This window comes from Exiguobacterium sp. s121, from assembly GCF_018617245.1.
GTDB lineage: Bacteria > Bacillota > Bacilli > Exiguobacteriales > Exiguobacteriaceae > Exiguobacterium > Exiguobacterium profundum.
Map to the genome: position 1 here is coordinate 1,959,490 of NZ_JACSJV010000001.1, position 14,520 is coordinate 1,974,009.

Consider the following 14,520-nt stretch of genomic DNA (forward strand, 5'->3'; position numbering starts at 1 on the left):
AAATTACTCCTCTCCAACTCGATTGTCAACGAAATCGAATGTGAATTTGCACATAGAAAAAGAGCGATGTCCTATAGCTGACATCGCTCTTCATTTATTCACATTTATTTAGTCGACATGGTCACGATTTCCTGCAGATCAAGCGAATAAATCAAAGTTCGCTCGACCCGAATATTCCAGATCGTCTCAATCGCCTCTCGATATAATTGTAGTTGAATCGCATATCGATCTCGCAATCGCTCATGTGCCTCTTCCCGGGAATCGGATAGATGCGTGACAGCATCCGATTTATAATCGAGAAGCACATACGAATCCCCATCGAAATACAGACAATCGATAATCCCTTGGATCAAGACATGCTCATCCGTAAAGTGTCCATCCGGATTGACGCGTTCGGCCGGCACCGTGTAGGTGAAAGGTAGCTCTCGCCATGCCGTCCCTCGCTCTAGTGCACCAGCGAGCGCTTGACCGACTTCTGTTTGGAAAAACATCTCGATATCCGGGATGGCGAGGCGTGCCGTCTCTGCCTCGATCGGACTGAGCATCCCTTGCATTTCCCATTGATTGATTTGGTCGACAATCGGTTGGTTCGGGTCAGCCAGTTGGAAAATCAAGTGTAACGTCGTCCCGCGTTCCGCACCGGTCTGTTTGACTTGACGCCATTTCGGTTCCCGATAAGGGGTATCGACCGGACGTACCGGATCTTCGAAAGCGGCCTGTTCGAGTTGCATCGCCCGCTTCAGTTCGGTCACCGTCTGTTTCGCCGCCGTACGTACCGCATCCTGTGCAGGGTATTCGTAGGTCAAAGCTTGTTGTACGGCACGAATCGTCTCTTCTTCATTTTGAATCGGAAAATCGATTGCTTCAAATCGTTGGACGTGGTGCAACTGTGCCATCATCTCTTGTAGAGTCGCAATCTCCGCAAGGTCCGCTTCTCCGATGACACGATAAATCCATGAAGTCGATTCTTGGAAAGTAGAGGGAACCGTGAAGCCGAATGATTCGATAAACGAAGTGGCACTCGGAAGGCGTAAAAGCGCCGGTGCAATCCAATCGAGATACGTTTTTGCCTCTCGCCTCGCCTCACTCGCCAATAAACCTCCAGATTGACCGACCTGAAGCCACTGCTGAAGGTGTTTGAGTGGTTCGCCTACCGTTCCCACGAGAATCAATTTTTCTTTCGCACGTGTCAAGGCCACGTAAAGCACGCGCATCTCTTCTGCTTTCATCGTCGCATCTAAATCTCGTCGAATCATCTCTTTCACGAACGTCTCCGATTTCGTACGTGTCACGACGTCAATCGCATCGAGTGAGATGCCGTACTGTTTGTGGAAAATGACACGTTGCATTTGATCGCGTTTATTAAATTGTTTTCCGAGTTGGGCAACAATCGTGACCGGAAACTCAAGTCCTTTCGACTTGTGCACGGTCATGATACGAACGACGTTTTCCTCGTCCCCGAGCGACCGCGCCTCTGACAAATCTTCACCAGTATCCTGTAGTCGGTCCATCACACGTAAGAAGCGATAAAGACCTCGATAGCCACTACGCTCATAGGCTAGGGCCCGGTCATAAAGTGCCTTCAAGTTTTCCTGCCGCCCTTTTCCTCCAGGTAATCCCCCTGAGAAGTCATAAAACCCGGTGTCATTGAATAACTGTTGAATCAATTCCGACAGGCTATGATTTCGTGCATAAGTACGCCAACGGGAGAGGCGGTCAAGCATCTCGCCACATTTTACGCCAAGCTCATCATCGTCATCCGCTTTCGCCTTGAGCGCCTCATAGAAAGAATCTTCTGATTCAAGTCGAATCCGTGCCAACTCGCTATCATCAAAACGGAACATCGGGGAGCGCAGCGCACCGGCAAGTGGGATGTCTTGAAGTGGATTATCAATCACTTTCAAAAGTGCCAGGATCATCCGAATCTCGGTCGCTTGAAAATACCCGCCATCCGAGTCGGTGTAGGCCGGAATATTGTACTGTGTCAAAATGTCCATCAATTGCTCCACACGTTCTTTTTTCGAACGAACGAGAATCACGATATCCCGATATTCACAGTTTCGGAGTTGACCAGTTGATTCATCCGTCACTTTAAACGGTTCGTCTCCCGATACGAGTTCTAAGATGCGAGTAGCGATCGCCCGCCCTTCTACTTCTTGCTTCGATAACTCACGACTCGCGCCATCGACTAAAATAAACTCAGGGTCCGCCGGAATCGGTTCATACTCACGTCCAGGAACAAGTTGTGCCGCCTCATCATATGCGATTTCGCCGACCTCTTCGTCCATGAGCTGGACGAACAAATCATTGATCCCGTAGAGGACTTCGGAACGACTTCGGAAATTTTGAGAGAGGTCAATCCGTTTCCCTGTGTTCGCCTGTCTAAAGCGTGTCGCCTTATCGATGAAAAGACCCGGTTCTGCATGGCGGAATCGATAAATCGATTGTTTGATGTCGCCCACCATAAATAAATTCCCGATTTCCTCTCGTTCATTTGCGACCAGGTTGATGATTGTTTCTTGAATCTCGTTCGTATCTTGGTATTCATCAACGAGTACCTCAGCGAAACGTTCCTTATAGAGCGCTGCAACATCGGACGGTCCCCCATCTTGTCGTAAAATGGCGAGCGCATAATGTTCCAAGTCACTGAAGTCGACAAAGGCACGGTCGCGCTTCGCCTGCTCATAGGCTTGGGCGAACGCACGGACGGTTCGAACGAGTGTTTCAACGAGCGGTTGTTGCATCGAGACGCTCTCTAATAAGTCCGCCCCACTGACCCGAGCCTGTTCGACCGCTGCTGTCAATTTTTTCTTCGCTTGGTCGTAAGCCGGTTTGAGGATCTCGTGGTAAATCTGGTGCTCTTCTTTCTTCGGAACAGCCTTCATCGTGCCAAACTTCATCGCACGAGCCGCCGTCTCGAGTTCACTCCAGACAATGGTCTCCCCTTCAAGTTGTTCGAACGGAAAAATTGCTTGCCGGATGTTTTCAGACTGTGGCTCATACCCAGCGACCCGAAGCTCCGCTTCAAGTTTCCGAAGATCTCGTACGGCTTTTTTGATGTCATGCCACAGCATTTGTCCAAACTCAATCAGGATTGCTTCCTCATCAGGATCTTCTCCGAACGTGTACATGGATACGAGATGATCTAAATAAGCATCAGGGTTTGGGAGAGTACGCGCATAGTGATATAAGCCAAGAATCAAATCCTCGATTTCGCTGTCACCCCGGTCTGACGTATACGCATCGACAAGAGCGAAGAAATCGGTATCTTGTTTCCCGTACTCTTCCTCAAGCACTTCTTCTAAGACGTCATCCTGCAAGAGGACGAGGTCTCGTTCTTCCGCAATCTTGAACGCCGGATCCAAATCTAACAGGTAGTAGTTCTCACGAATCACCTCTAGACAAAATGAATGGATGGTCGTGATGAGCGCCCGGTTCAACATTTGTCGCTGTTTTCGGACATATTCATTTGTCGGGTCGTCGCGCAACGCCTCTTCAAGTGCCTTTGCGATTCGTCGTTTCATCTCTGCCGCTGCCGCGTTCGTAAAGGTGACAACGAGCATCCGGTCTGCCGTGAGTTCATCCGTTTCGTCAAGCAATCGACTAGACAACCGCTCGACAAGAACTGCCGTCTTTCCGGACCCTGCCGCAGCCGAGACGAGCACGTGACTCCCTCTTGCTTCAATCGCGGCGAACTGATCATTCGTCCATTTCACGGTCATCGCCTCCTAACTCCTGAAATACCTCTTCTTTCTCGAGCTTCTTCAATTTACGAGGCGCATTCGAGAGCGCTTCGTCAAAATGACAGACACTCTGATACGGACACGTCTGACACGGGCGCCGTTCTTTATATTCATAAGGTTCTACGTCAATTTTTCCTTTGTACATCTCCTCGGCACTCGCTTTGACGACGTCGAACGCATGGTCCATCAACTGCTCAAGTTGAGGGGGCGTCACAATTTTCTTCAAGGTGTTGGCGTCAGGCGTACCATCTTTTTTATATTTGACCGGAATGACAATTGATTTTTTGGATGAGCCTTTCGCCGAGCGGTCCATCATCTCTAAAATTTCCGGGTCATCTACTAATAGCCCTTGCATCTGATACGACTCCAATACTTTTTGACGCGTTTCTTCTTCAGAACTAGCAGGTGGAACGAGTGGTCGGTGCACGTGGAAATAGAGCGCCGCAGCAGGTGCGACGTTCTCTTTTGTCCACACCTCTGCCTGCTCAATCAATACCTTCAAATAGATGAGCATCTGCATCGCCAGACCGTAATAAATTTCTGCAAAGTCGACTTCACGTTTACTCGACTTATAGTCGACGATTCGGACGTATAGCTGGTCGTGGACCATCGCAGTGTCCACACGGTCGATTCGACCGACTAGTTCACATGTCGCCCCGTTCGATAATGTGAACGAAACGGGTGGAAATTGTCCGCTGCCGAACGCGAGTTCAAACGCTTCCGGGTCAAAGCCGTCTCGTTTGGATTGTTCAATCAACACTTCTGCCGTCTTACTGACGACGTCCGTCAATTTTTTCTTTAAGTAGGCGTAACGATTCGAACTCATCAAGATGGCATGCTGAATCTCTGGGGTCACGAGCTCGACCGCCTGCTCCGCTAAATGGGAGCACTCGTCAGGAGTGACATCTCGCCATTCCTTTCCGTCCATCTTCACCGTCTGCGACATATGTTCGATGGTCCGGTGATACAGATTCCCGATATCCGGGGCCTCGAGTCGATACAACCGTCGTTCCTTCAGACGCAAGCCATAACTTGCGAAATGTTTGAACGGACAGGCTTGGAATGTCTCGAGACGTGAGACACTCGCCCGAATCGACGGAGTATATAAGGATTTTGCGACACGATCATCCAACGATTCCGGGATGTTTTGATAGAAGAGCGCGCTCGTCAACAACTGGAGACGTTCCCGTCCATCCGGATGCTTCAACAGTTCATTATAGACAGCAAACCACATATCTTGAATCGGATAATGACGACTCAACCGCTGAAGTTCAAGTGCCGTCACCGCCGCCGTCTGATTCACATTCGTCAAGAAGGCGAATTGATCACGTGGTCGGTGCTCACCTGCTTCAGCAAAATGAGTCTTGATGACGTTTTGGTGAAGTCGCGCCTTCAAGTCAGCGATAAACCGCGCCGGCTGAACGGCTTTCCCCGTTCTGTCGACTAGTGCGTAGCTAATGTATAAACGCTCGCTCGGTGCCGTCACAGCTTTGTATAGGTAATACGTTTCATCATCGAACAAGTGCTCTGTCGCCTTACCGGCACGAAGTCCATTCTCATGCATGAAATCCAAATCTTGATCGGTCAACAGTTTCGACTGTGTCGTGACAAGAGGAATTTGATCTTCATTCGCTCCGAGCAAGAAGACGACTTTCTTATCTATCAATCGACCACGCACATAATCCGTTATCGTCAATTGATCAAGCGAAGGTGGGATCAAGGCATAGCGAAGACTATCTAGTCCGGTGTCCATCATCTGGAGGAATAAGTCCGTCGACAACGTCTCTTCCGGAGCTGCGGCTTCTAGCTGCTCGAGCAAGTGCAAAACCGCGTCCCATACTTGAGTATGCTCACGCGCTTCGAGTAGTTCCGCCTCTTCAATCGCCTCATCGCGCCAGTGCGTCAGACAGTCTGATACACCGACACGCTCTAGAAAGGCATACATGGCGTGCGTATAAGCCTGCATCGTCTTCGCCTGTTTTAAATCTGATAGAAATGGATCAAAAGTTTCGATAACACGTTCCCGAGACCGATTCAGCTCAGCCTCAATATCGAGTTCTTCGCTCGTGAGGCGTGCTTCCTCCCCGGAACGACGACGCAACTGCCATTCGTCGTGCCAATGATAATGTTTGATCCCCCGTTCGATAACGAACGCTTCAAGCCGGTCAACGGACGTACGACGATGTACCGGATCGAGGACGACGAGTTCTGTTTTAAGGGCACGGAATACGGACTCTTCTCGATATCCACGTAGAGCGATGTCAATCGTCGCTTTCAACAGTTCGACAAGCGGGTGGTCGAGCATTGGTTGCCGTTCATCAAGGAAATAGGGCAGTCCCATCTTTTGTAGCGCCTGAGATGCCAAATCACCATATTCGTCGAGTGAACGCGATACGAGTGCGATATCCCGATAACGATATCCTTCTTCACGTGTCAGACGAATGACTTCTCGAACGGCCGCCTCCACCTCGACGGTTCGGTCGACTGCGGCATGTAAATCGATTCGGTTCTCTGAACCAGTGTAAGGTTCCGCCGTCAATTGGTCGAATGTAGCCTCTAGATAACGGAGACTCGGATGCGTATAACGATAGACGGTATCATACAGCTCGTCTCGAGAAGGAATCTGCCGTTCTGTCAACAGTTCTTTGAAACGCATGAGTGTCCGCTGCGTCGGTCCAAACAATGGATTTAGACGATACAAGGAGATAGGATCGATTGTCAGCAATACATCGACATCGACCTTCTCTGCAAGTGCAACGAGCACCGCCAACTCCTGCTCTGAAAACTCGTTGAATCCGTCCACATAGACACGCACATCCGTCAAATCTGTTTCCGGAAGGATTTGCAACATGACGTTGAAATAGTCTTCTGCATGAAGTGACTTACCTTCCGTCATCTTTAAAAATCCTTCATAGATGATGGAAAGGTCTTGTAACTTCAAAGCACGGTGCTGCGCCTGTTCGCTTAACCGCAACAAGTGCTCCGGTTCAACAAGCCCTCGCTTCAGCATCGAGATTAATTGGTTCAATTCTTCATAAAATCCGAACTGATTCATCGTACGGCGGAACAAGGTCAATCGTTCTTCGCTCATCTCGACGACCCTTCGTAACAACAAATGGGTCCCCGTCTGGTCTAAGAATTGATCTGTCGCTACACCGGCATCTCGCATCATCAAAAAAGCGAGACGACGCATCGAAAGGACTTGAATGCGCGTCGAACCATGCAAACCATCGACTGTCGCCATTTTCTTTTCCATCTCAAACGACATCTGGTCCGGTACGATCACATAAATCGTCGGCCCGCTCGGGTTTTGTTTCAGTTCTTGAATGACCTCATGGATCATTTGTTCACTTTTTCCCGTCCCCGATCGACCAACGTGAAAGGTCACTGTCATTTTAGCGAACACTCCTTCCCTTTTTTCTTCATTATGAACCATCCCCAAGCATTTGTAGAGGGAAACCTCTTCTACACCTTGTCCAAAAAAGTAACAGCCTACATCATTCCCTTTTTCGATTGAAATCGATTAGACTGAACGTATGAGGGGGAATATATGTGAGTGCCTATGAACAATTTGGAGGCGAACGTGGTGTACAACAACTCGTTGACGCGTTCTATGACCTCGTCTATGCCGATCCAATTTTACTTCCACTATTTCCGGAAGATCAAGATCGAGTCAAACAGCACCAATTTGAATTTTTAACACAGTTGCTCGGCGGTCCAAAGTTGTATTCGGAACGTCGTGGCGGTGGAAACTTGGCGATGATTCATCATGAGCATCCCATTTCTGAGACACATGCCGGCCATTGGCTTGGATGTATGGAACAGGCGCTCAAGACCGTGGATGCCCCAGAATCGATCAAACGTCAGTTATTTCAACGGTTGATCATGTCATCTTCGAATGTCGTCCGTGTTTGTTCGCATCATTTTGAGTAGTCACAACTATAAAAAGTGGGTATGATAGGAAAGTAAGCAAAGGAGGTCGTTTCACATGACAGAAGAAGAAAAAAAAGAAGTCGTCTCATCTGAGGAAGAGACGGAAGAAAAAGAAGAAACGGTAGTCCTCGCCGACGCGCTTGATGAAGCTAACGAAGCTGCTGAAGCAGAAGAAGATGAGGACGATGATGAGGATCAGCCGGAAGAGAAGAACATGGACCACATCAAAGGCGTCTTCAACTATGATCATGAAAATGGTCGTGAATACCGTGTCGTCTTTTACAACGATCGCAAAAACTTAGTGTTCCGTGAACTCGGTAATGGCAAGGTTGAATTTGTCGGCCGCTTCTCGGATGATGCATACGATGAAGAGAATGAAGCAGAAATGCGTGAACTCGGTCAACGTGAACTCGAGCGCATCCTCGCTGAACGCTTCAACTAAAAAAATCGCCGAAATTTCGGCGATTTTTTTAGTTCTTCTTATTCCGCTTCTTTTTGCGAAGTGCATAGGCGACGCCGGCAATCCCACCGACGACCGCGAGTCCAGCAACGACCGGAACGAGAACACGTTTCGTTGGAATCATCTCTTTCACACGTTCATATGGCGTTGGTGTCGAGAACTCTAATTGTACGGCTGTATCACCATGTCCATGAGCCCGCGCTTTGCGTGATGCATCCGTGACGACCACACGTCCCGTTGTCCAGCGACGATTGCCGTATTCGTCTACGTACGGACGACGTACACGTTTCACATCACGTACCACCTTCCCACGTGCGCGATCTGGTCGGACGACGCGTTCACTCGACCACGAACGGCTCCCAGTCACACTGTACGCTGGTCGTACTTTGCGGCGATTGAGCCAAGTATATGAATCGTTCATCTTCAATTCCCTCCCATACTGTTCAAAACCTCTCTTCTAATTATACCCATACAACATCACCCAAAACATGTGACAAATGGTTCAAAAAAAGATGTGACACCATACGGCATCACATCTTCAAGCTAAATCATTCTGTAAATGGTTTGTCCTTATGACGACGTTTCGCCAAAATCAGGTAGTACGCCGGGACAAGGACGAGAGTCAACACAGTTGAGAATAGAATACCCGATACGATGCCGATCGCAAGCGGTTTGAAGAGCGGGTCTTCCCCAAGTGCGACTGGCAAGAGGGCAACGACTGCCGTGAGCGCCGTCAAGAGAATCGGACGGATCCGAGCGCGCCCTGCTTCGTAAACGGCGGTCGTGACCGGTAATCCTTCACGAATGCGTTGTTCGATAAACTCGAACAGGACGACTGCGTTCCGAACGACGATTCCCGCAAGTGAGACCATCCCCATCGATGCCATGAAACTGAACGGTGTCTGTGTCACGAACAATCCGACGACCGCTCCAGCAATCGCGAGATAGATTGTGAACAAGACGAGTAACGGCAACGAGAGTGAATTGAACTGGAATGCGATGATCAAGTAAATCAAGAACAAAACGACGACGAACAATGTCGCAAGTTCTAAGAAGAACTCGTTCTGCGTGTCGCTCGCACCGGACTGGTCGAACGTGATTCCTTCATCTTCTAACCCCGACTTCGCGTCATCCAACACCTGCTCGACATCTTGTTTAAATGCCTCTTCATCCGTGCCTTCGCTTGCATAGATTTGGAGTGTGACCGAGCGCTCCCCGTTCTCACGAGGAATCTGTTGAATTTGTTCCGTCGTCGTCTCCGTCACGAACGTACTGAGTGGTGCAACAGGTGGACCTGCTTCTGTTTCGACAGGAACTAAAATCTCGTCAAGGGCAAGTGCTTCGCGGTTCGCCTCTGCATCAATGACGATTTTCACGTCACGCTGCTCTACCCCGTCATCGAATGTACCAATTGGAACACCGTCTGTGACGAGACGAATTTGATCACTGATTGTTTTAGCCGTCACGCCGGCCTGTGCCATTTCCTCACGATTCAATTCGTATGTGAGTGTTTGGAACGGTTCTTTAATATTATCGAGGACGATTGCCTCGTCAATCTCTTCAAGGTCAGCCTTCACTTGGTCACGTGCAGCCACGAGCTGATCAATCGTCTCGCTCCGCATCGTGAATTCGACAGGTGCCGATGCCGGCGGTCCTTGTTGTTGCGTATCTAGGAAGATTTCGGCATCTGGATAGTCTTCACGCAACACGTTTGTATACTTATCAATCAATTCGATGGCATCGATTGACTCGTTGTCGACACGAACGACCACTTGTCCCGTATTTTCACCAGACTGATCGAGTCCACCTGTGAATAAACCAGGAAGACCTCCACCTGCGAAGACGGATGTTTCCACGACACCCTCTTCTTCTTTGAATCTCGCTTCAATTTCTTCAAGACGTGCCTCCGTCTCGTCCAAATCGGTTTGAACGGGGAAGGTCACGCTGGTCACGACTTCCGGACGGTTCGCGGCCGGGAAGAATTCAAACGGCGTGAGTAAAATCAAACCGTACAATGCCGTCGTGATAACAAATCCAACAATCCCAAACGTCCACGGCCGCTTCGCGACACTCGGTAAAAGGCGGTCGGCGTAGAAATTACTGAGTCGGTTGAGCGGTCCACCGAGCCAACCTGGTTCACGTTTTGATACTTTCACTTCTTTACGATTCAAACGATACTGCGCGATCGGTACGAGCGTCAAACTGATGACCATCGAGGCCAACACAGAGAGGGCTAGCACCGTCGGTAAGGCGCGAATAAAGTTTCCGTTTGCGCCCGACAGCAAGGTGAGCGGTAAAAAGGCGAAGACAACTGCGAGTGTCGACGTGACAATCGAGCCCCATACCTCTTTCGTTCCTCGTACTGCCCCAAGCATCGCTGAGTCTCCATTCCGATACCGTCGTAAGATGTTGTCGTTGACGACAATCGCATCATCAACCAAAATACCCAAGGCGATGATTGCACCGATAATCGAGATTTGGTTCAAATCGACCCCAGTAAACTGTAACGGGATCAAGGCGATCAAGAATGACAACGGAATTGCCAGACTGACGATAATAGAGCCAGAGAATGTTAGACCAATCGTCGTCACGGCAATAACGGCGATAATGGCGACAATAAATTCACGAGTCAACGATGAGAAAATCGCATCAACTGCTTTCGCTTGTTCATAATAAGGAACGAGCTCAAAACCATCTAAGTCTCCAAGTTCTGTTTCGACCACGTCATTGACGCGGTCTTGCATCGTTGGAATATCCAAGCCTGATTCAATCGGAACTGTAATCGAAACAGCCGGCTTTCCGTCTAATGAAACGAGATCGGTTTCACTTTTCGCTGTCTCTTCGACCGTTCCGACGTCTGCTAGTAAGACAGGTGCCCCATTGAATGAGCCGACGATGACTTGCTCCATGTCGTCTACATTCGTCAAGTTATCGATTGCTAGTTGATAAATCTCCTCTTCAGTCGATTGACGTCCGAGCGGTGTCGTCTTGTATTCTTCGTTAATGGCCGTTAACACATCAGGAAAGGCAAGTTGACGTGAACTCAGCTCTTCAGAATCAAGTGACACAACATACTCCTGCTCTGGTAACCCTTTGATCGTGACTCCCGTCACGCCATCCGTTCGCAAAAGTTTCGACTCTAATTGTTCGATGTCTGATCGAACATCCTCAAATGATCCACGATCGTCTGCTGTCAATAAATACGATGCGACAGGTAACTGCCCGAGTGAATCATTGACCGTTGGCGCAAGCGCGTTTTCAGGAAGTTTAGGTGTCGCATCCGACAACGCTTGTCGAACGTTCGCCTGAAACTCTGCCTGATCGGTTCCATCCGCATACTCGACCGTGATGTTCGAGAACTCTGAAGCCGAAATCGACGTCACGTTCTCTACTCCTTCTAAACTACGTAGTTCCTCTTCTAACACGCCGGTAACATTCCGTTCAACCGTTTCCGCTGTCGCACCAGGATACGGTGTTTGAACGAGTACGATATTGATCCCGGTTTCAGGAATCTCACGTTTAGGGAGCTGGAAGAACGTCAGCACACCCACGACGATTGCGACGAGAAGAAACACGATAACCAGTTTCCCTCGCTCAATCATTTTTTCAAAAAACATAAAAACCCCTCGCTTTCGGATGATGTGCAAATACACATATGATATCTCTTCTTCATCATAGAGGGGTTTGTCATTGAATTCAATCCTTAAGCGTGTTGCAATGTGCTGTCATGGAAACGTTTTTGAAAAGCGTACGATAATTCGATTGACCGCTGTTTTTGTCTAGACACGGTATGGTCGGACACGTGTACCTTGACCGATTCCCCCGTCAAAAACTGAATGAGTGTCTCTTTACCATCTCTCTTGATGGCCGTCACGTGTTGAAAGTTAATCCACGCACAATCCGGACTTTCTTTGGCAATCGTCGGAAAGAAGACGGCATCCGCATGCCAATCCATGACGACCGGCGTCTTTCGATGTGGTCCGAGGACGTGTCGCGCTGCCTCGATTCGACCTTGAATGCTCGACCCGTAGTATAGACATGCATGTTCCAATAAGTCGATTGGCGACCCCTTTACCCGCATGACGCCTTCCGGTTGATACACAAGTGTCTCCGCTTCGCCAAACTCGTTAAATACAGGAATTAAAGCTCTCGTTTCATTGGTCAATCTGCTCATCTTTTCATCCCCCATAACGTATGTAGTGACTTACATGTCATTCATACCAGGATTTGATCCGCCCCGCAAATCGGCTTTCGTCTATTTCCCATGAAAAAACCAGCCGTTTCCTGGCTGGTTTTGAAAATCAAGCATTCGATTTTAAAGGTTGGTTCGACTTGAGTCGGGGAAAGTAAAATCGCACTGCAGTTCCGTCACCTGTATTTCGCAGAGACACTTCCCCTGTGTGAAGCGTCACAATTCGCTGCACGATGAACAGACCGAGTCCGAACTTCCCTTGCTTCCCTCGAGAGAATTGGTGGAACAAGTCTAAACTCTCATCAACTGGTGGCCCATCGTTAAAGATGGTGATTTCCACGCCGGCGTCATCTTGACGTAGGTCGATGCGGATGCAGGATTCCGCGTAACGGAGTGCATTGTCGAGCACGTTCTCAAACGCGACCCGAATCTGTTCACCATCGCCAAGCATCTCGCCGCCTTCTCCATTGATTTCCCAATCGAGCTGGCCTCTGAGTTTGAAGCGCGCGACGAGCAGTTCCATCAACTTGTCGAGATTGATTGGTTCGAGTTTCATTTCTTGTCCTTTGAAATATTCAAGTTTTGTAACGTACAACAAATCGACGACTTTCTTCTCGAGTCGAGACGCTTCCTCATCAATGACCTCGGCAGAACCTTTCAAATCTCCTGTCGGATAAATCCCATCCCCAATCGACTGGGCATATCCACGAATGACCATGATCGGTGTCTTTAAGTCATGGGATATGTTTTGAAGCAAAGCCTGTTGTGCCAGGTCTTGCTCTTTCAACTCTTTTCGCATGGCATCAATCGAGTGAGCCAATTGGCCGAGTTCATCTTGACGATCTAGTGGTAAAGCCGTCTCCCATTGTCGGTTCGAAATCTTCTCAACGGCCCGTTCCATCTCCACGATCGGTTTCGTCAATTGCCGCGACATCAACAAGGCGGGGATAAGCGATAAGAGACTGATGATACCTATCAGAATCGATATTCGCAAATATAATGTCGACACCAACTCACGACGATAGGCATCCCATGCGTAGGAGGCTTGATACACAATCGTTCCATCGTATTCATTTTGACGAATGATGTAATAGACGTCCTCTCCGTCAATCGTGGTCTGATACCGTTCAACCTGACCACTTTGATTTAACGCTTCCTGATACATGCGGTTCGTCAATTCAAGCGGTGCCGATCCGTAGATGATCCGTCCGTTCGGGAGAAAGATCAATTGGTTGACCGAACGGGACTCTTGTTGGCGTCGGTCATACTCAATCGGGTTTTGGGGATAATTCTCTAACTCATTCGTGTTCCCTAAATAATAGTCCACATCTCGTAACGTCTCATATACTTGTTCATCGATGAACTGGGTGATGGATGAACGGACCGTAATCAAAATCATGAGCGCGAGCGTCACGATGATGAGTAAGATGAGCACCCAAATCTTCCACATGAGCCGCTTCGGTTTAAGCGCGTCCATCATGGTCTGACGAGACGGTAACCGATACCGTAAAGCGTTTCGAGCTCGAGACGGTGTAATTTTTTCCGGACACGACGCACCAAGTCATCGACGACGCGGTCCGATCCGAAGTAATCGTTCCCCCAAACACCTTCTAGAATCTGCTCACGTGACAAGGCAGAGCCCGGATGCTCGAGGAAGAGTAGCAGTAAATCGAATTCTTTCGAAGTCAAATCGATTTCTTCTTCTCCGTGCTTGATTAGACGTTTATCCGGATAAATCGTGTACTCCCCGTATTCGATATGCTCGTTCGATTTCGAACCATAGACACGATCAATCAATTTTTTGACGCGGATGACAAGTTCCCTCGGAAGGAAAGGTTTGGCGATGTAATCATCCGAACCCATCTCAAGCCCGATGATTTTATCGATATCCTCATCGCGCGCCGAGATGAAAATCGTCGGCGTATTGGCATTGACGGCTTTGATTTGTTTCAATAATTGGAAGCCATCCAGGTCCGGCAACATGATATCGAGCACCCATAAATCCGGTTGGTCTGGAATCGCTTCTTGTGCAGATGTCCCGTCCGCAAATGAGCGAACGTTGTATCCTTCTTGTTCTAGATACGTGACGAGCATTTTGTTTAAGTTTGCTTCATCGTCGACTAAGTAGATTGTATACATTCAAGTCACCTCAACACGTTTTTTCTCATCATATCAAACAATTGTCGTGAAAT

Annotated in this window: 9 protein-coding genes; 2 read left to right on the forward strand and 7 right to left on the reverse strand. The window is 48.8% G+C overall.

Annotated features, from left to right (window positions below; translation table 11 throughout):
- Window positions 1–104: 104 nt before the first annotated feature.
- A complete protein-coding gene (gene addA, locus KOG47_RS10055; protein ID WP_483297345.1) occupies window positions 105–3,716 on the reverse strand; it encodes a helicase-exonuclease AddAB subunit AddA in 3,612 nt (1,203 codons plus the stop codon).
- The gene (gene addB / locus KOG47_RS10060) at window positions 3,700–7,137 is read right to left on the reverse strand and encodes a helicase-exonuclease AddAB subunit AddB (protein ID WP_214691228.1); all 3,438 of its coding nucleotides are present in this window, start codon (window positions 7,135–7,137) and stop codon (window positions 3,700–3,702) included. Before addB ends, addA begins: the two co-directional genes overlap by 17 nt.
- A 158-nt stretch (window positions 7,138–7,295) precedes the next feature.
- Between addB and KOG47_RS10065 the strand changes: the two genes are divergently transcribed.
- Together KOG47_RS10065 and KOG47_RS10070 are read left to right on the forward strand one after the other, a co-directional pair.
- A complete protein-coding gene (locus KOG47_RS10065) occupies window positions 7,296–7,676 on the forward strand; it encodes a truncated hemoglobin (protein ID WP_015880960.1) in 381 nt (126 codons plus the stop codon).
- Window positions 7,677–7,731: 55 nt separating this feature from the next.
- Window positions 7,732–8,118 carry a hypothetical protein gene (locus KOG47_RS10070; protein WP_015880959.1) on the forward strand — a complete coding sequence of 129 codons (387 nt, stop codon included), beginning with the start codon at window positions 7,732–7,734 and terminating at the stop codon, window positions 8,116–8,118.
- Window positions 8,119–8,146: 28 nt separating this feature from the next.
- Here KOG47_RS10070 and KOG47_RS10075 read toward each other — a convergent pair whose 3' ends face one another.
- The 5 genes from KOG47_RS10075 to KOG47_RS10095 form a co-directional block, all read right to left on the reverse strand.
- A complete protein-coding gene (locus KOG47_RS10075; RefSeq protein ID WP_074037659.1) occupies window positions 8,147–8,557 on the reverse strand; it encodes a hypothetical protein in 411 nt (136 codons plus the stop codon).
- Between the two features lie 127 nt (window positions 8,558–8,684).
- The gene (locus KOG47_RS10080) at window positions 8,685–11,753 is read right to left on the reverse strand and encodes an efflux RND transporter permease subunit (RefSeq protein ID WP_215244158.1); all 3,069 of its coding nucleotides are present in this window, start codon (window positions 11,751–11,753) and stop codon (window positions 8,685–8,687) included.
- 86 nt (window positions 11,754–11,839) lie between these two features.
- Entirely contained in the window at window positions 11,840–12,310 is a 471-nt protein-coding gene (locus tag KOG47_RS10085) for a competence protein ComK (RefSeq protein WP_074037660.1), read from the reverse strand.
- Between the two features lie 127 nt (window positions 12,311–12,437).
- Window positions 12,438–13,778, reverse strand: a complete 1,341-nt coding sequence (locus KOG47_RS10090) for a sensor histidine kinase (RefSeq protein ID WP_251131828.1) — start codon at window positions 13,776–13,778, stop codon at window positions 12,438–12,440.
- Between the two features lie 26 nt (window positions 13,779–13,804).
- Window positions 13,805–14,467 (reverse strand): response regulator transcription factor, encoded by a 663-nt coding sequence (locus KOG47_RS10095; protein ID WP_214691230.1) that lies wholly within the window; start codon window positions 14,465–14,467, stop codon window positions 13,805–13,807.
- Window positions 14,468–14,520 lie beyond the last annotated feature (53 nt).